This is a genomic window from Bacillus cereus group sp. RP37 (assembly GCF_040459695.1).
In the GTDB taxonomy this organism is placed as follows: domain Bacteria; phylum Bacillota; class Bacilli; order Bacillales; family Bacillaceae_G; genus Bacillus_A.
Map to the genome: position 1 here is coordinate 1,699,884 of NZ_JARVHP010000001.1, position 17,102 is coordinate 1,716,985.

A 17,102-nucleotide genomic window follows, 5' to 3' on the forward strand; every position below is an offset into this window, starting at 1 on the left:
ATGAATGGCTATGGAACAATAAATAATCAAAATATCCTATTCCTTTTAATTGTTGATACGCTGGACTGGAAAGATGAAGAAGGGCATGTTTTGTGTATCTATGAGGCGATAAATAAATGTCGAGCTTATGTGGAAAGTAAAAAGGATGATAGGAAAAATCCAGTAATAGGTACAGGAACTAGGCCTGTAATTCAAGTCTTTGCTCAGTATGAATGTAGTGAATATGGAAATGATTTTTATGATCTTATTAAAGATTTTTTGCAAGATATAGGATTTGAGCTAAATGTTTATATAAATAATAGTAAGTTTACTTACATTTAATAGATTAGTATAAAACAAGATTTTTAATGATAAAGGTGGATATAAATTATGAATAAAAAGATTCTCTTTACTGGGGGCGGTACAGCCGGACACGTAATGATTAATATGGTATTAATTCCTAAATTTATGGAAAAAGGATGGGGAGTTGAGTATATTGGATCTCAAAATGGAATTGAAAAACTATTAGTTCAAAATGTGAAATACAATAGTATTTCAACGGGAAAGCTTAGGAGATATTGGGATTGGGAAAACTTTAAAGATCCTTTTAAAATAATAAAAGGTTGCATACAAAGTTATAAATTGATGAAACGCATAAAACCAGATGTTATTTTTTCGGCAGGGGGATTTGTGTCCGTTCCTGTAGTAATAGGAGCGTGGATGAATAAAGTACCCGTAATAATACGTGAACCAGATAGTACGTTAGGATTAGCAAATAAAATAGCATTACCTTTTACTACAAAACTATGCACAACATTTCCTCAGACAGGAGCAAATGTAAGGAATGAGAAGAAGGTTTATGTAGGACCAATTGTAAGGGAGGAAATTGAGAGGGGCAACATATTGCGGGGAAGAAGCTATTGTAAATTTCAGCAAGATAAACCAGTATTGTTAATTATGGGGGGGAGTCAAGGTGCTCAATGGATAAATGATATGGTAAGAAAAAGTTTGGAAACATTGTTATTAAATTTTAATATTGTTCATATGTGCGGTAAAGGGAAGGTAGATTCATCTATTGGCATGGAAGGTTATATGCAATTCGAATATATAGGGGAAGAATTGCCGCATATATTAAATATGGCGAGTGTTGTAGTTTCCAGGGCGGGTTCTACTGCTATTTCTGAATTGTTATTTTTGAAGAAACCGATGTTGCTTATCCCGTTAACTAACAGTTCCAGTAGGGGAGATCAAGTTTTAAATGCCGAATATTTTTCTCGGCAAGGATATGCGGAAGTTATACTCCAAGACAGAGTAAGTACGAATACATTTATACATGCAGTAAATAAGTTGTATACAAATAAGGAGAGATATATTCAAAACATGAATGGATATAAAAAAAACAATAATGAGGGGATTCATCAATTAATAGATATAATAAATGAAGTGGTGAAGTAATAGAAATTTAAATAAAAAACAAAAGGAAAGAAGATATCTTCTTTCCTTTTTACTATAGTTGTTCAAATTCATTATTACTTATAACGATTAGCTATGTACTATGGGTGAATCCCGATTTCTAATAGTTCAGTAAATGCATGCGTATGAATAGGTTTACTATAATAGTAACCTTGAATAAACTGACATTTATTTTTTTGAAGGAAATTTACGTGCTCTTTCGTTTCTACACCTTCAGCAATGACAGACATTCCTAATGTATTTGCTAATGTGATGATTGTTTTAATAATTTCCATTCCATCGTCACATGTTTCAGACATTGTAATAAATTCTCTTGGGATTTTTAACGTATCGATTGGATATAAAGGTAAGTAAGCTAGCGAAGAATAGCCTGTACCAAAGTCGTCGATTGAAATGTGAATCCCTAAATTTTTTAGTGTACGCAATTTTATCAATGTTTCTCGCTCATCCATCATTGCAATTCGCTCTGTTAACTCAAGATCGAGAGAACTTGCGGGTAAACCTGTATTTGCTAAAGTAGAAGAAATAGACTTTACAAAATCCTCTTGTTCAAATTCTTTAGCAGATAAATTTACACCTATTTTTAAATGTGAATATCCGAGTACGTGCCAACGTTTCATTTGCTCACAAGCCTGCTCTAATGTCCATTTTCCTATTGGAATAATTTGTAGTGTTTCTTCTGCAATCGGAATAAACTCGTATGGAGAAATAACGCCTAATTCAGGATGATTCCACCTAATTAGAGCTTCTGCACCGATAATTTTATTAGAGTCACTATCAACTTGAGGTTGATACAAAAGGAACAATTCTTCATTTTGTATTGCGTTTGGTAAATCTTTTTCTAATTGTAATCGTCTTTCAATTTTTTTAGCGATTACATCGTCATAAATAGAGACAGAGTTAAGCTCTTTTGCCTTTGCATCATACATTGCAACATTAGCGTTTTTCAAAAGTGTAGCGGTATCGATTCCGGAATGTGGATAAATAGCGATGCCGATACTCAGTGATAAAGTTAAAGTATGCTCATGTATGACAAACGGCTTTTCTATGCTTTCAAATAATTGGTTACATAACTCGAATAAGGCATCTTCGTCAGTATAATTTTCAATTAAGATTGTAAACTCATCACCACCGATTCTTGACAGATGAGTATGTGATGGAAGACAGGATTGGAATCGCTTTGCAACTTCTTCTAATATGTAATCTCCTGCCGAATGTCCAAGTGTATCGTTGATTGCTTTAAAGCGATCTAAGTCTAAATATAATAATGCAAACTCGCTTTCTGTTTTTTTAGCACTGTTTATAACTTTTTTTAATTTCTTATGGAAAAAGGCACGGTTCCCAATTTTCGTTACAGTATCATGGAATGCTAAATATTTTATTTCTTCTTGCTGTTTTTTTAGTGCAGTAATATCTTTCACCATAATATAGCTTCCTGAAATTTGCCCGTCTATCATAATAGGGACGATGGTAACGTATAAAAAATAAGTAAAGCCATCTTTATATTGAGAACTAAGTTGTAAGGATGCCGATTCTTGTTGTTTCACTTTTTCTAATGCTGATGCTAGTTTATATTTATCTTCATCTAAAATAATCGAAAAACAAGTTTCACCAAGTAACTCGTCAGTTGGTGCTCCAAGTAGTATACTTCCAGCTTTATTTACATTTAAGAATACTCCATGTAAATCAATTGTAAAAATAGGATCAGGGTGATATTCATATAATGATTTGAATTTTTGTTGCTTTTGAGATAGAGCCTCTGATTTATGAACTAAATCTGAAGTCCGTAAAGTAACTTTTTCTTCTAATTGGGCATTAAATGCCTGTAAACGTTTGGTTAGGGAATTGTTTTGCATACGTACAATAGAATGACGAATGAGTACGAAAATAAAAGTAATACAATTTCCTGTAATGAGAGTGGAAGATGATGTTTGTTCTTTTAACGTAAACCCGATTAGTATTGCAACGGCAAGATAGGGAAATACAACTAAAGCCTTTTTTCCTATTATAGGGTTAACAATGAAATAATTTTTATGGCTATTATGATCTTCTGAAATAGATCCAGCTATTGCAATAAATAATATAGGTATTCTATATAAAAGACGTAATAATGTTATCGTTTCAGTTGATAAATGGTTATTTAGGTAAAAATAAATATAGTTAAAAGTTGCAGAACTTATTAATACAAAAATAAAGATGTAAATTTTCCGTTTGGAATTAAAAATTGTTGGACGGAAAAAGAGACTAACACCTAGTAGAAGAAATAATAAATCTGCAATTGGATATAGAAATGAAAGGAAAACATCTCCTAGTGAAAGAGAGAATATATTTAAGTTTGGTTGATTAAATAAATACCACTCCAATGTGAATATGGAAGTAAGTACTATGCATATATCACAAATAAAGAATGCTTTTTCCCATTTATCGCATTCTTTTAAGATTTTATAGCAGAAAGCGATAAGACAGAAAAGTAGAAAAAACATGTAAAATACATCAGAAATAGTAAAACGATGTATTGGAATCTCGAAGAAGCTATCTTGATATGTATATACTATTTTTCCTAATAAAAAACTACCAATTGCTATTGTGATACATATCCAAAACGGATTTGAACTGACTTTTTTAGAATATATAGAGTAAATTAGTGATACAAATGTAATGGCTTCAACAATAAATGAAGCGAAGCGTACATCTGAATTTGAAAAATGGGTAGGGAACAGATAAAAAAACATAAAATAGATTGAATAACATATTAATGTTCCAATTAATATACATAGTTGTAAATTTTTATTTAATTTCAATAAAATCACCTTCTTTAATTATGCACTATATTCGTAATATCTATACATAATAATATTATTTAAGAATTGTATCAGATTTCCTTATAAAAATCATGCGTATAAGGAAAGTAATAAAGAGTTTAATACTTCTTAAAATTGAAAAAATATTATGTTTGATAGTATGTATTACATCAAGATTTTAAATGGAAATTGTATATTTAGTCATCCTTTGAATTTTAAAGGTTTTTTAGTGGTTCGCAAGTGAATATGCATAATTGCATAAAGATAATACATTCAATTTTTATATAAAATGTTTTTGTTATAAAGTATGTACTAAACTTTTGTATGCATCTATTCTCATACTAATGAGGGATTTCAAAAAGATGTTACGTATATACAATCATACGTAAGCATGTATGAAATTTTTAGTATAGGAGGAAGAGCATGAAGAATTGGGTGAAGTTTCGGATAGCACGTCCAACTGATCAGTTTGAAAAAGTTATAGCATTCTATGAAAAAGGGTTAGGGTTAAAACGTATAGGTGAATTTTACGATCATGAAGGCTACGATGGGGTCATGTTTGGACTCCCAGATGAAGAGTATCATTTAGAATTTACAAGACATATAGAGGGGAGTCCTTGTCCAGCTCCAACAAAAGATAATTTACTTGTATTTTATATGCGTGACGATAGTGAAATGAGAAAAGTGACTAAAAGGCTGCATGGATTGGGATATGATGAAGTCGAACCAGAAAACCCATATTGGAAAGATAAGGGGATAACGATAGAGGATCCAGATGGCTGGAGAATCGTGTTAATGAAAATAGAAGAATAAGGGGTAACGAAACTAATAAGAACAAGGTTTTAAATTATGATAGGGTAAAAATAGATTAGCTTCCTTCTCGGAAATAAAAATAGAAGGAAGTTTTTTGTTTGTAGTCTGAAATTTTTAATTTAACAATCAATTGTAGGGGGATATAAATTGAGAACGTGTATTCTTATAAATTTGATAGTGTTGTCATTCAAAAGGAATGTATAAATAGGGGGACTTTTTATGTTATTTCGAATGAAAGATGCAGAAGTATACTATGAAATTATGGGAGAGGGTGGAACCAGTCATTATCATACATGGCTGTGCCCCTGACCATAGATTAATGATGAAATGTATGGAATCAGTATTTCAAAAATATGAAGGATATAAGCGAATATATATTGATTTACCTGGAATGGGGAAATCGAATGCTCCAGATTGGATAAATAGTTCAGATCGTATATTAGAACTGTTAATTGCATGTATTTGATAATCAATATGGGTTTGAATTTTTAATACATACTTCGAAGCCTGACATATATAAGTTGGAATTTAAAGATGAGCAATTCATGAATGTAGAAAGATTATGGATAGGAGATAGAAAGAATCTTTATCAACTGTTTTTAGAATCTTAAATCAATAAGTAATTATTCAATTTCTGAATAATATAATTGAAAGTTGGTTTAAGGAAACAATTTTAAATGTGACAAAACTCCAAACGCTGGATTTATATTCAATTGGAGAAAAAGATGTAGAATTTTGTCTTACGGTCCCCGTTTACTTTTCATTTCATTACATATAGGCTTTGTGGTGTAAAGGAGAAAATCACCTTTACACAAAATTTATAAGGAGGACATTGTGATGAAAAAGATTAAAAAGTTTGCGGGAGTTGCTTTAGCGGGCACGATTGGATTAAGTGGACTACTGTTTTTAGAACCAAGTGTAAGTGCTGCAGAAACACAGCAGGTGAAAGAAGGAAATTTCAATGCAATTGATGTAATGATGAATCAAAGTGAATTTTATGTATTGAGTGGTAGAAGTATTGATATTCTTTCTGGAGATAAAGAAGCAATTCAGCTAAATAAATACACAATTAGTTTTAGTAAACCTGGGAAGTATGTTATTAGAGTAAATGGTTGTATTTATGATGATGTATATACTTTTATTGTGAATAAATAGTATATATTCTTAAATTGTGAGATAAAAAAGAAACACCCTATTTGCGGTGAGAATCGTAAATAGGGTGAATGATTTGTATTGAGTTGTATTTTAAATATGTTCACTAACTTTCTCTTTGTTATGTAAAGTATGTAAGAGTGTTTGAAACATCTTAAATGATTGTTGAAAGATTGGACTTTGAATAAAGGTGTACAGAAAAGTTACGATGAAAACAGGACCTCCTAGCATAAATCCAATAACTAGTACAACACATTCTACTATGATTCTAGCACGGCTAATAGACAGTCCTGTTTTGTCGGAAATAGTAAGCATGAATCCATCGCGAGGTCCAGCACCAATCCCAGCCGCAACATACATTCCTCCCCCAATACCTGTAATGGCAATACCAGAAAATAAAATGAGTAAGTTTATCCATAAATAATCACTAGCGTTTGGAAGAATATTTGATTGTAAGAAAAAGTCCATAATGGGACCGATAAGTAGTGCATTTAAAAATGTGCCCACATTTATATATTTTCGATCTACTAATAAAGAAATGAGAACGAGACATAATCCACATATGACACTCCAAGTACCAATGGTCCATCCAAATCTTTGGTAGAGAGCCATATTTAAAACTTCCCAAGGATGTAAACCGAGAAATTTTACTTTGACTGCAAGAGCATTTCCAAGGCCAAAGAAAATTAATCCTAAGAAAAAAAGAAAATAGCGAAAAAGGGTTAGCCTCATCTTTCATACCTCCTATAGTTTATAATTATGAATGTTACATGTTAAAGTTTAAATGTACAAATATTATGACTCCTATTGATTTGTTTTAAATCTTTAAAAATGTAAATGGAATATATACTTTCACAGTCAAAAAAGTTAAAAAATTTCGTCTTAAGGATTATAATGAAGAAAGAAATATAAAAGGGAGTGAACGAGTTTGAAACAAGAGCTTATTGAAAGATTTACGAGATATGTAAAAATTGATACACAATCAAATGAAGAAAGTCATACAGTTCCAACAACACCTGGGCAAATTGAGTTTGGAAAGTTATTAGTGGAAGAGCTAAAAGAAATTGGGTTAACAGAAGTAACGATGGATGATAACGGTTATGTAATGGCAACACTTCCTGCTAATACAGATAAGGATGTTCCTGTAATCGGCTTTTTAGCACATTTAGATACGGCAACAGATTTTACAGGGAAAAACGTAAAACCACAAATTCATGAAAACTTCGACGGAAATGCGATTACGTTAAATGAAGAGCTAAATGTTGTGTTAACACCAGAACAGTTCCCAGAATTACCATCTTATAAAGGGCATACCATTATTACAACGGATGGTACGACACTTTTAGGAGCAGATGATAAGGCTGGTCTGACTGAAATTATGGTTGCAATGAACTATTTAATACATAATCCACAAATTAAGCATGGGAAAATACGAGTTGCATTTACGCCGGATGAAGAAATTGGCCGTGGGCCAGCGCATTTTGATGTAGAAGCGTTTGGTGCATCATGTGCTTATACGATGGATGGAGGTCCATTAGGTGGTTTAGAGTATGAAAGTTTTAATGCTGCAGGTGCTAAGTTAACGTTTAATGGAACGAATACACATCCTGGAACAGCGAAAAATAAAATGCGTAACGCAACTAAACTTGCTATGGAGTTTAATGGATATTTACCAGTAGAAGATGCACCGGAATATACAGAGGGTTATGAAGGATTTTACCATCTACTTTCTTTAAATGGTGATGTAGAGCAAAGTAAAGCGTATTATATTATTCGAGATTTTGATCGTGAAAATTTTGAGTCGCGTAAACATAACGTTGAAAATATTGTGAAGCAAATGCAAGAGAAATATGGACAAGATGCAGTCGTTTTAGAAATGAATGATCAATACTATAACATGCTTGAAAAAATTGAACCAGTGAGAGAAATTGTTGATATTGCATATGAAGCGATGAAAAGTTTAAATATCGAACCAAACATTCATCCGATTCGTGGTGGAACAGACGGATCACAATTATCATATATGGGATTACCAACGCCGAATATTTTCACTGGTGGTGAAAACTATCACGGCAAATTTGAGTATGTTTCGGTAGATACGATGGAAAAAGCTGTTCAAGTTATTGTAGAAATCGCAAGACGATTCGAAGAACAAGCTTAAAAAAAAACCAAGTAGTGCAGATGTGCTACTTGGTTTTTTAGTATAGTACTCGCCACAAATAAAAAGTTGCGTAAGACTCCCAGTTGATCCAATTTGCCGCAAAATCTTTTATTTCCTGTTTAGTCGGTTTACTTTCGGAACCTGTTATACATTTAATTGCATTATGCAAACCAACATCGTCAATTGGAAAAGCGGAAGGAAATCGTAAACAGCGCATTAAAACATAGTTGGCAGTCCAAGGTCCTATACCATGTATAGCAGTTAATTGTTTTTCAGCTTGTTTCATATCTTGTATTTGCTGTAAAGATTCTTTTGATAGTTTTCCTTCTGTAATAAGCTTTGCAATACCGATTAAATATTCACACTTTCTAGTCGTCATTTTTAACTTTTTGAGATCCTCTACGTGTAAATTAGCAATCGTTTTAGGAGAAGGAAATATCCAATGTTTTCTATCGTTCCATTCTACATAATTTCCATAATGTTCGACTAACCTTCTTTTTAGCGTATAAGCATATGTGAGGTTAATTTGTTGACCGATAATTCCCCAGGAAAGTGCCTCAAATAAATCTGGAATACCTAAAGTACGAAGACCATAATATTGTTCAATCGGTCCTTGAAGGAGTACATCATGTTTAGCTAATGTATAAAAGGGAGCTAAATCAGTAGTTAAATCAAACCACTCTTTCACATAGTTAGCTACAGCTTCGTGTATCGATGTTTCAGATGTATAGGATTCTTCTAAAAAACGTATTTGAATATTACCATCCGTATTCATACTAATTTCAACTAAAGGATTTACATCGTGAACAGGGATAACTTTATAAATTTTGTTATCTTCAATGTGGAACATACATTCATTGTTAGAACGTGATAAATAGTGTAAATTTTCTTGGAAACTAAATTCTGTCGGAACTGCTAAAGTTAATGCGCTAGTATATTTTGCTGTCATATGCATTTTACCTGCGACTTTTCTAATGTAAGCAATTTTTGCTTCATTTCTAATCCACCTCTAAAGCCGGTTAGTTTACCATTTTTTCCAATAACACGATGGCAAGGAATTGTAATGAGAAGAGGGTTGGCAGCAATAGCAGTAGCAACAGCACGTACAGCAGTAGGTTTTTGAATTCTTTCGGCAATTTCTGAATAAGAATATGTCTTCCCATAAGGAATTTCACGTACCGTATTCCAAACCGATAATTGAAAATCAGTTCCGTAAGCATCGATAGGACAAGTAAAAGTTTCTCGTTTATTTTCTAAATACTCGATAACTTCTTTCACATATGTTTGTAGATAATCTGGATTACAGGTCAATATATGTTGTGGCAATTTTTTTCTAGCCCATATATTGAATTCTTCAAGGCTTTCGTCTTGTGAACCAATGAAACATAGTCCATTTTCAGTTGCAGCAATATGAAATTGCCAATTTTCATGTGTAAGTAGCGTCCAATATATAAATTTATTTTTGTAGGAATTCATTATTGTATCCCTCTTTCATTTCGTTCTTTTTTCGATATTCAGTAGGAGAAAATCCGGTTTTCTTTTTAAATAAAGTTGCGAAATACTCGGGGTTTTCTATCCCGACAGCAGTACTAATTTCTTTAATGGATTGATTTGTTTGTAAAAGGTGTTCTGCTGCTTTAACAATCCTGAACTGCTGTATATATTCTATTGGACTTATTCCTGTCATTTTTTTGAAAGTGCGTTGTAAATGAAATGGGCTACCATGACACATTTCAGCAAGTATGTCGAGAGTTAATAATTCGTCAAAGTGCTTTTCGATATAATCTTTAATTTGTTCTACCCACTCTTCATTAGGTAAAGTGATCCCATTTGGCTTACAACGTTTGCATGGACGAAATTTTTCACTTAATGCTTGCTCTGCATGAAGAAAAATTCGTACATTGTTTTTATTCGGTATTCTTGATTTGCATGATGGCCTGCAAAAAATCCCGGTTGATTTCACAGCATAAAAGAATTTTTCATCATAGGAAGAATCATTATGAATAATTGCTTGCCAATACTCATTTGTTAACGTAAACCCTTCATTGTGCAAAGAACATCACCCCTGAAATTAGTATAACCTGAATAATGTACGTATGTATGCATTCACAAATGTAAGAGCAAGATTACAAAGGTGAAAATATGATTGTTTTTCTATTTTGTGATAGCATGAAATTTGGAAATAAACATCAAGAGGAGGGCTATAAATGAAGTTCATTTCATGGAATGTAAATGGTTTGCGTGCAGTTATCGCAAAAGGTGGATTTTTAGAATATCTCGAGGAATCCAATGCAGATATATTTTGCCTACAAGAGATTAAATTACAAGATGGGCAAATTGATTTAAATCTAGAGGGATATTATACATATTGGAATTATGCTGTGAAAAAAGGATATTCAGGGACGGCTATTTTTTCGAAAAAAGAACCGCTTTCTGTTACTTATGGTTTAGGCATTGAAGAGCATGATCAAGAAGGACGAGTTATTACTTTAGAGTTCGAAGATTTTTACATGATAACGTTATATACACCAAATTCAAAACGAGGATTAGAACGATTAGATTACAGAATGAAATGGGAAGATGATTTCCGGGCATATATTAAACGATTAGATGAGAAGAAACCAGTTATTTTTTGCGGTGATTTAAACGTTGCTCATAAAGAAATCGATTTAAAAAATCCGAAAAGTAATCGTAAAAATCCTGGGTTCTCTGATGAAGAACGAGAAAATTTTACACGTATTTTAGAAGAAGGATTTATTGATACGTATCGTTATCTGTATCCTGATCAGGAAGGCGCATATTCGTGGTGGTCGTATCGTATGGGAGCGAGAGCAAAAAATATTGGATGGCGTTTAGATTATTTTGTTGTTTCCGAGAGAATGAAAGAACAAATAACAGAGGCGAAAATTAGTAGTGAAGTAATGGGATCAGACCATTGCCCGGTTGAATTACATATAAATTTCTAAAAAAAGAAGTATTCCCCTAACATTAGGCGGATACTTCTTTTTTAATTCAGTTTGTTAAAATTTTTCAAATCTTTCTTGAAATAATTGCATATTAAATATATACTTAGTAACGATAATCATTATCAATGAAAAGGATTATCAATGGATGAGGTGTAAAAGAATTATAGCTTAGGGGAAGTGAACGAGAATGAGTTCTGGATAGAATTATTAATCTAATGAAATATATATGTAAGACAAGTTTCATATAGTTAAATTTTATTGAGAATATAGTTTTGAAAATTCGAGAGGAGATATATAAAGATGAATAAGAAGTTATTTACATTAGGGATGGTTACAGTTTTAAGTGTAGGACTTGCAGCATGTAATAGTGCGGATAAGACTTCAGGCGAGCAGAAGCAGCAGACAAAAGCTACGGAGACGAAAAAAGACGAAAAACGAAAAATTACATATTTAGGTAAAGAATATACAGTACCAGCAAAAGTAGATAAAATTGCGACAGCTAGTTTAGAGTCAATGGAAGATGCAGCAGTACTTGGAATTAAACCAGTTGGTGCCATTACTGTTGGTGGTAAATTACCGAAGTATCTTGAGAAAGATTTAGAAGGTGCGAAATCTGTTGGTGAGAAAATGGAACCAAATTTCGAAACATTACTGCAATTAAAACCAGATGTTATTACATCAAGTACGAAATTCCCAGCAGAAACAGCTGAAAAATTTACGAAAGTAGCTCCGACATTCCCTGTATCGCACGTTTCAACAAATTGGGAAGATAACTTAAAGCTAATGGGAGAATTAACTGGTAAAAAAGATAAAGCAGAAAAAATTATTAAAGATTACAATACGGATGCTGAAAAAGCAAAAGCAAAACTAGGAGATAAGTTAAAAGACAAAAAAGTACTTGTAATCAGACTAAGAGCAAACGAATTATTCTTATATCCAGAAGGAGTATACTTCAACCCGGTAATTTATAAAGATCTTGGGCTAACTGCTCCAGAACAATTGAAAACTGTAAAAGCACAAGAGAAAATTTCATTTGAAAAACTTGCTGAACTTAACCCGGATTATATTTTCTTACAATATGAGACAACTGAAAATAAAAACCCGAAAGTGCTAGAAGAAATTGAAAAGAATCCAATTTGGCAAAGTATGAATGCTGCGAAAGAAAAGAAAGTATTTGTAAACGTTGTAGATCCAATGGCACAAGGTGGTACTGCTTGGAGTAAAACAGCATTCTTAAAAGAAGCAGTGAAAAGTTTATCTAAATAATACAATAAGTAAGGTGCGTTGAATGATATGCAGAAAACAAATGCAGTACCAGTGACTATATTATGTATAGCACCCATACTCATCTTATTTACAGTTATACTTTCTATTTTGTATGGGGCGAAAAGTATTGATGCTGAAACAGTGTGGAACGCATTATTTCATTTTGATTCAAGTGATGTAAATCATAATATTATTATTACTTCACGTTTACCAAGGGTAGTTGCAGCTCTTTTAGTCGGAGCATTTCTAGCCATATCAGGAGCACTTATGCAGGGGATGACAAGAAACTATCTTGCATCCCCTTCTATTATGGGTGTGACGGATGGGGCAGCTTTTGTTATTACACTTTGTATGATTTTCCTTCCAGGAATGTCATCTATTGGTATGGTGATATGTTCAATGATTGGTTCTGCACTAGGAGCCGGTATCGTGTTTGGTTTTGGTTCGCTCCTTCAAAATGGCTTATCACCAGTTAGGTTGGCGATTATCGGAACAGTTATTGGAACATTTTTAAGCAGTGTATCTGCTGCAATGGCTTCATATTTCCAAATTTCTCAAAATGTTAGTTTTTGGTTTAATGCAAAGTTAGACCAAGTGGATCCTAATATCATTAAAATAACGATACCGTTTGGGATAATTGGAATAATTTTAGCGTTGTTAATATCAAAATCTATTACCATTCTTTCTTTAGGAGAAGAAGTTTCTATTAATCTAGGGCAGCGTACAAAACTAGTTAAAGCGATGGCAATTTTATCAGTTATCTTTTTAACAGGAACAGCAGTTGCTTTAGTAGGGAAAGTTGGTTTTGTAGGTTTAATTATTCCGCACATTACTCGCTTTATAATTGGGGTAGATTATAAGTGGATTTTGCCATGTGCAGGCGTTATTGGCGGCGTTTTTTTAGCATTATGTGATATTTTAAGTAGATTTGTAAACTATCCATTTGAAACACCAATTGGAGTCGTTACCTCCTTAATTGGAATTCCTTTCTTCCTTTATTTAATCCGTACAAGAGGAGGAGAGAGACATGCTTAAAAGTTCAAGTCAACGTTTTGGAATGACGATGGGGATTATTATATTTTTAATACTATGTGCTATTTATATTAGTTTAACGAATGGTACGTTTGACATTACGATTACAGATGTATTTAAAACACTCTTTAGAATAGATCCAGTACCAGACCATGATTTAGTTATTTTTGAGTTTCGTCTTCCTCGTATCGTAATTGCTGGATTAGTAGGATTAGGCCTAGGCGTTGCAGGTGCTGTAATTCAAGGGATTACGAGAAATGGATTGGCAGACCCAGGTATTTTAGGAGTAAATGCCGGAGCAGGAACAGCAATTGTCATTTTTATGTTTTTCTTTCAAGGACAATTAAAGAGCACAGACTGGGTTTCTATTATGATGATGCCAATGTTTGGTTTAGTCGGTGGATTAGGTGCAGCTATCATCATTTATCTGTTTTCTTGGAAAAACGGTAAGTTAGATTCGCAGCGTCTTTTATTAACAGGGATTGCAATTGGATCAGGATTTGGAGCATTTTCTATGTATTTATCACTCAAAATGAAGTCAACTGATTTCGAGATGGCCGCAGTTTGGGTGTCAGGAAGTATATATAATGCAAACTGGAAGTATATTATTGCTATGTTGCCGTGGCTTATCATATTAATTCCGCTTATACAAAAGAAAGCTTATTTATTAGATTTATTTCAATTGGAAGAAACGAGTATTACAAGTTTAGGTGTTTCAGTAGAAAGAGAGAAATCTATTTTACTACTAAGTAGTATCGGACTTGTAAGTGCATGTGTTGCAGTTTCAGGAAGTATTGGTTTCATTGGTTTAATGGCACCGCATATAGCGAAAAGACTTGTTGGTATTCAGCATAAGCATATCATTCCTACGTGCGGAGTAATCGGAATGTTCCTTGTAATAGCTTCAGACTTTATTGCAAAAACAGTTTTTACCCCTGTAGAGTTACCTGTTGGGATCGTTATTTCTATTGTCGGTGTACCGTATTTCTTATATTTACTTTATAAGGCGAAAGCGTAAGAGGAGGAATAAAAGTGAGTATTTTAAGTGCAAAAAATTTAGAAACGAGTTATGAAAAGCTTACAGTGTTTCGCGATTTAAATGTGGAAATACAAGAAGGAAAAGTAACGACAATTATAGGGCCAAACGGGTGCGGTAAATCGACACTGTTAAAAACAATGGGAAGAATTTTAAAGCAAAAGAGCGGTAAAGTATATTTGCAAGGACAGGATTTACATACAATTCCAACGAAAGAAATTGCGAAGCAGTTAGCTTTACTCCCGCAAACTCCAATTGCACCAGGAGAACTTAAAGTGGAAGAATTAATTTCTTATGGACGCTATCCACATCGAAATAACGTAAATAAGTTAACTTCAAAAGATAAAGAGATGATTGACTGGGCATTAGATATAACGAAAACTTCTGCATTTCGAACGAGACAAATTGCAAATTTATCAGGTGGTCAAAGACAAAAGGTATGGCTAGCGATGGCTTTAGCACAAGAGACAGAAGTGTTACTACTAGATGAACCAACTACATATCTCGATATGTCTCATCAATTAGATGTATTACAAATTGTGGAGAAGTTAAATAAAGAACATAATTGTACGGTTGTTATGGTACTGCATGATATTAACCATGCAGCAAGGTTTTCAGATGAAATTATTGCAATGAAGGAAGGGGAAATCGTTACAACTGGTAGCCCAGAAGAAATCATTACAAATGAAGTGTTAAAAGAAGTATTTCATATTGATGCGCGCGTCATGGTTGATCCGTATAATGGGTCTCCTGTTTGTTTTGGATACGATAGCGTTGTATCTCAAGAAGAGAAAGTAGAAATATATGTAACGAGTTAAGAAGGGGGGATATAAGATGAATACTACTATTGAAAAACAGCAGATTATAACATCTAATACAGAGCAGTGGAAAATGTATTCAAAACTAGAAGGCAAGGAATATCAAATTCATATTTCAAAGCCAAGGCAGCCAGCACCAGAGTCAGGATATCCTGTTATATACGTATTAGATGGCAATGCCTTTTTTCAAACATTCCATGAAGCGGTTAAAATACAATCAGTTAGAGCAGAAAAAACAGGTGTTTCACCAGCTATTATAGTAGGTATTGGTTATCCAATTGAAGGGGCATTTTCAGGTGAAGAAAGATGCTATGATTTTACGCCTAGCATAATTTCAAAAGATGCGCCTTTAAAACCAGATGGCAAACCGTGGCCTAAAACAGGGGGAGCGCATAACTTCTTTACTTTTATAGAAGAAGAACTGAAGCCTCAAATCGAAAATGATTTTGAGATTGATAAAGGAAAACAAACGTTATTTGGGCATTCGCTAGGTGGTTTATTTGCTTTACATATACTATTTACAAACGTAAATGCCTTTCAAAATTATTTTATTAGTAGTCCATCTATTTGGTGGAATAACCAATCTGTACTTGAAAAAGAAGAGAATCTTATAAATGAATTAAACAGTGCCAAGTTTGAAACGGGAGTATTTCTTACAGTTGGGTCACTAGAACGAGAGCATATGGTTGTAGGGGCAAACGAATTGTCAGAGCGCCTTCTCCAAGTAAAACACGATCAGTTTAGATTTACGTTTTATGAGGCTGAAGGGGAGAACCATGCATCTGTTGTGCCGACTTCTTTAAGTAAAGGGTTAAGGTTTATTAGTCACGTATAGAAGAGGGAAAAGGTAAGCAATTGCTTACCTTTTTTTCTTATTGTTTAAAAGCAACGTATCCATCAATTAAAAAACTAGTGAAAAAGCGAGTGATTTGAGTAAAGCCACATTCCTCCATAATAGTTAGTAGATTTGTTTCGGAAATAGGAAATATTTCTGTTTCAAAAGAATTTTCAAATCGGTCCCAATCTTTTAATGGGATTTGATTTTGCATCATATGGTTGCGCCAAGCATTTAATTGTGCAGAAAACATACTTGTATGGGGTATACTATTTATTGAAGAGAGAAAGAATGGAGCACCGGGCTTTAAGCGACTACTAATTTCATTAAGTAACTCTTGTTTCTCTTTCAAAGTTGGGATGAAGTGAAGAACAAGCATACAAGTAGCAGCGTCAAATAATGGATTGGTTAATAATGAATGAACAGTTCCATGTACAAAGTGAATTTGATTTTGTATGCTTTCGTTTTCAATTCTTTTTTTAGCTAACTGTAGCATGCTTTCAGATGGATCAACACCTGTAAAAGATAAGTTGCTATTTTGTTTCCCTATTGAGAGAATTTCTTGTCCACCACCAGCACCTATTACTAGTAAATTTGGATTCATATTTTCTTTAGGGAATGTAGTAAGTAGAAAATGATTCATCATGTCATAAAGGGTAAAATATCCAGGGATTTTCAACGGAATTGTTCGTTCATACGTATGTACAGTACAATCATTCCAGCTCATTTTTTAGCCTCCTCTTTTACAATAAAGTTTCACTTTATTATGA

Annotated in this window: 17 protein-coding genes and 2 pseudogenes; 13 read left to right on the forward strand and 6 right to left on the reverse strand. The window is 33.2% G+C overall.

The features are described 5' to 3' along the window. Together QCI44_RS09035 and QCI44_RS09040 are read left to right on the forward strand one after the other, a co-directional pair. Nucleotides 1-321: a DUF6572 domain-containing protein gene (locus tag QCI44_RS09035; RefSeq protein WP_033659754.1), complete on the forward strand. Its 321-nt coding sequence runs from the start codon at nucleotides 1-3 to the stop codon at nucleotides 319-321. Between the two features lie 48 nt (nucleotides 322-369). Continuing rightward, nucleotides 370-1,434 carry an undecaprenyldiphospho-muramoylpentapeptide beta-N-acetylglucosaminyltransferase gene (locus QCI44_RS09040; protein ID WP_016135205.1) on the forward strand — a complete coding sequence of 355 codons (1,065 nt, stop codon included), beginning with the start codon at nucleotides 370-372 and terminating at the stop codon, nucleotides 1,432-1,434. Nucleotides 1,435-1,532: 98 nt separating this feature from the next. On the opposite strand, the gene QCI44_RS09045 is transcribed toward QCI44_RS09040, so the two are convergent. Further along, a complete protein-coding gene (locus QCI44_RS09045) occupies nucleotides 1,533-4,253 on the reverse strand; it encodes a sensor domain-containing phosphodiesterase (protein WP_142292012.1) in 2,721 nt (906 codons plus the stop codon). Nucleotides 4,254-4,676: 423 nt separating this feature from the next. Here QCI44_RS09045 and QCI44_RS09050 point away from each other — a divergent pair, with 423 nt between their 5' ends. From QCI44_RS09050 to QCI44_RS09065, 4 genes and pseudogenes are all read left to right on the forward strand, one after another. Next, entirely contained in the window at nucleotides 4,677-5,066 is a 390-nt protein-coding gene (locus QCI44_RS09050) for a VOC family protein (protein ID WP_016135203.1), read from the forward strand. Between the two features lie 219 nt (nucleotides 5,067-5,285). Then, nucleotides 5,286-5,529 (forward strand): annotated as a pseudogene (locus QCI44_RS09055) (alpha/beta fold hydrolase); the annotation flags it as partial. Next, nucleotides 5,519-5,677, forward strand: a pseudogene (locus tag QCI44_RS09060) (histidine phosphatase family protein); the annotation flags it as partial. The pseudogenes QCI44_RS09055 and QCI44_RS09060, both read left to right, overlap by 11 nt. A 226-nt stretch (nucleotides 5,678-5,903) precedes the next feature. Next, the gene (locus QCI44_RS09065) at nucleotides 5,904-6,221 is read left to right on the forward strand and encodes a hypothetical protein (protein WP_016086679.1); all 318 of its coding nucleotides are present in this window, start codon (nucleotides 5,904-5,906) and stop codon (nucleotides 6,219-6,221) included. A 90-nt stretch (nucleotides 6,222-6,311) separates the two neighbouring features. On the opposite strand, the gene QCI44_RS09070 is transcribed toward QCI44_RS09065, so the two are convergent. Next, nucleotides 6,312-6,950 carry a YczE/YyaS/YitT family protein gene (locus tag QCI44_RS09070; protein WP_016086680.1) on the reverse strand — a complete coding sequence of 213 codons (639 nt, stop codon included), beginning with the start codon at nucleotides 6,948-6,950 and terminating at the stop codon, nucleotides 6,312-6,314. 196 nt (nucleotides 6,951-7,146) lie between these two features. Between QCI44_RS09070 and pepT the strand changes: the two genes are divergently transcribed. After that, on the forward strand, nucleotides 7,147-8,379 hold the full coding sequence (gene pepT, locus QCI44_RS09075; protein ID WP_016086681.1) for a peptidase T: 1,233 nt from the start codon (nucleotides 7,147-7,149) through the stop codon (nucleotides 8,377-8,379). 37 nt (nucleotides 8,380-8,416) lie between these two features. Here the strand turns inward: pepT and QCI44_RS09080 are convergent, their stop codons facing one another. The 3 genes from QCI44_RS09080 to QCI44_RS09090 are packed head-to-tail and all read right to left on the reverse strand — an operon-like array spanning nucleotide 8,417 to nucleotide 10,432. Beyond that, entirely contained in the window at nucleotides 8,417-9,328 is a 912-nt protein-coding gene (locus tag QCI44_RS09080; protein WP_016086682.1) for a DNA-3-methyladenine glycosylase family protein, read from the reverse strand. Next, nucleotides 9,325-9,855 (reverse strand): methylated-DNA--[protein]-cysteine S-methyltransferase, encoded by a 531-nt coding sequence (locus tag QCI44_RS09085; RefSeq protein WP_016135200.1) that lies wholly within the window; start codon nucleotides 9,853-9,855, stop codon nucleotides 9,325-9,327. The genes QCI44_RS09080 and QCI44_RS09085 overlap by 4 nt, the downstream gene beginning before the upstream one ends. After that, on the reverse strand, nucleotides 9,836-10,432 hold the full coding sequence (locus QCI44_RS09090; RefSeq protein WP_088084166.1) for a bifunctional transcriptional activator/DNA repair enzyme AdaA: 597 nt from the start codon (nucleotides 10,430-10,432) through the stop codon (nucleotides 9,836-9,838). The genes QCI44_RS09085 and QCI44_RS09090 overlap by 20 nt, the downstream gene beginning before the upstream one ends. 154 nt (nucleotides 10,433-10,586) lie before the next feature. On the opposite strand from QCI44_RS09090, the gene QCI44_RS09095 reads away from it, so the two are divergent. The 6 genes from QCI44_RS09095 to QCI44_RS09120 all read left to right on the forward strand — a co-directional run bounded on the left by QCI44_RS09095 (nucleotide 10,587) and on the right by QCI44_RS09120 (nucleotide 16,332). After that, nucleotides 10,587-11,345 carry an exodeoxyribonuclease III gene (locus QCI44_RS09095; protein WP_088084165.1) on the forward strand — a complete coding sequence of 253 codons (759 nt, stop codon included), beginning with the start codon at nucleotides 10,587-10,589 and terminating at the stop codon, nucleotides 11,343-11,345. 300 nt (nucleotides 11,346-11,645) lie between these two features. Continuing rightward, nucleotides 11,646-12,611 carry an iron-hydroxamate ABC transporter substrate-binding protein gene (locus tag QCI44_RS09100; protein WP_016135197.1) on the forward strand — a complete coding sequence of 322 codons (966 nt, stop codon included), beginning with the start codon at nucleotides 11,646-11,648 and terminating at the stop codon, nucleotides 12,609-12,611. A gap of 27 nt (nucleotides 12,612-12,638) precedes the next feature. Beyond that, the gene (locus tag QCI44_RS09105) at nucleotides 12,639-13,646 is read left to right on the forward strand and encodes a FecCD family ABC transporter permease (protein WP_016086687.1); all 1,008 of its coding nucleotides are present in this window, start codon (nucleotides 12,639-12,641) and stop codon (nucleotides 13,644-13,646) included. After that, nucleotides 13,639-14,661, forward strand: coding sequence for a FecCD family ABC transporter permease (locus QCI44_RS09110; protein WP_016135196.1), 1,023 nt, complete (start codon nucleotides 13,639-13,641; stop codon nucleotides 14,659-14,661). Before QCI44_RS09105 ends, QCI44_RS09110 begins: the two co-directional genes overlap by 8 nt. Before the next feature lie 14 nt (nucleotides 14,662-14,675). Then, complete coding sequence (locus QCI44_RS09115) at nucleotides 14,676-15,497, forward strand: ABC transporter ATP-binding protein (RefSeq protein WP_016135195.1); 822 nt, start codon at nucleotides 14,676-14,678, stop codon at nucleotides 15,495-15,497. A 16-nt stretch (nucleotides 15,498-15,513) separates the two neighbouring features. Continuing rightward, nucleotides 15,514-16,332 (forward strand): alpha/beta hydrolase, encoded by an 819-nt coding sequence (locus tag QCI44_RS09120; protein WP_016086690.1) that lies wholly within the window; start codon nucleotides 15,514-15,516, stop codon nucleotides 16,330-16,332. 37 nt (nucleotides 16,333-16,369) lie between these two features. Here QCI44_RS09120 and QCI44_RS09125 read toward each other — a convergent pair whose 3' ends face one another. Beyond that, nucleotides 16,370-17,059: a class I SAM-dependent methyltransferase gene (locus QCI44_RS09125; protein WP_016086691.1), complete on the reverse strand. Its 690-nt coding sequence runs from the start codon at nucleotides 17,057-17,059 to the stop codon at nucleotides 16,370-16,372. Nucleotides 17,060-17,102 lie beyond the last annotated feature (43 nt).

What these genes read in the sequence shown, in the direction of transcription:
- QCI44_RS09035 (WP_033659754.1), top strand. Translation starts at nt 1, where the DNA reads ATGAATGGCTATGGAACAATAAATAATCAAAATATCCTATTCCTTTTA.
- QCI44_RS09110 (WP_016135196.1), top strand. Translation starts at nt 13,639, where the DNA reads ATGCTTAAAAGTTCAAGTCAACGTTTTGGAATGACGATGGGGATTATT.
- QCI44_RS09095 (WP_088084165.1), top strand. Translation starts at nt 10,587, where the DNA reads ATGAAGTTCATTTCATGGAATGTAAATGGTTTGCGTGCAGTTATCGCA.
- QCI44_RS09080 (WP_016086682.1), bottom strand. Translation starts at nt 9,328, where the DNA reads ATGACAGCAAAATATACTAGCGCATTAACTTTAGCAGTTCCGACAGAA.
- QCI44_RS09100 (WP_016135197.1), top strand. Translation starts at nt 11,646, where the DNA reads ATGAATAAGAAGTTATTTACATTAGGGATGGTTACAGTTTTAAGTGTA.
- QCI44_RS09040 (WP_016135205.1), top strand. Translation starts at nt 370, where the DNA reads ATGAATAAAAAGATTCTCTTTACTGGGGGCGGTACAGCCGGACACGTA.
- QCI44_RS09125 (WP_016086691.1), bottom strand. Translation starts at nt 17,059, where the DNA reads ATGAGCTGGAATGATTGTACTGTACATACGTATGAACGAACAATTCCG.
- QCI44_RS09050 (WP_016135203.1), top strand. Translation starts at nt 4,677, where the DNA reads ATGAAGAATTGGGTGAAGTTTCGGATAGCACGTCCAACTGATCAGTTT.
- QCI44_RS09085 (WP_016135200.1), bottom strand. Translation starts at nt 9,855, where the DNA reads ATGAATTCCTACAAAAATAAATTTATATATTGGACGCTACTTACACAT.
- QCI44_RS09065 (WP_016086679.1), top strand. Translation starts at nt 5,904, where the DNA reads ATGAAAAAGATTAAAAAGTTTGCGGGAGTTGCTTTAGCGGGCACGATT.
- QCI44_RS09105 (WP_016086687.1), top strand. Translation starts at nt 12,639, where the DNA reads ATGCAGAAAACAAATGCAGTACCAGTGACTATATTATGTATAGCACCC.
- QCI44_RS09120 (WP_016086690.1), top strand. Translation starts at nt 15,514, where the DNA reads ATGAATACTACTATTGAAAAACAGCAGATTATAACATCTAATACAGAG.
- QCI44_RS09070 (WP_016086680.1), bottom strand. Translation starts at nt 6,950, where the DNA reads ATGAGGCTAACCCTTTTTCGCTATTTTCTTTTTTTCTTAGGATTAATT.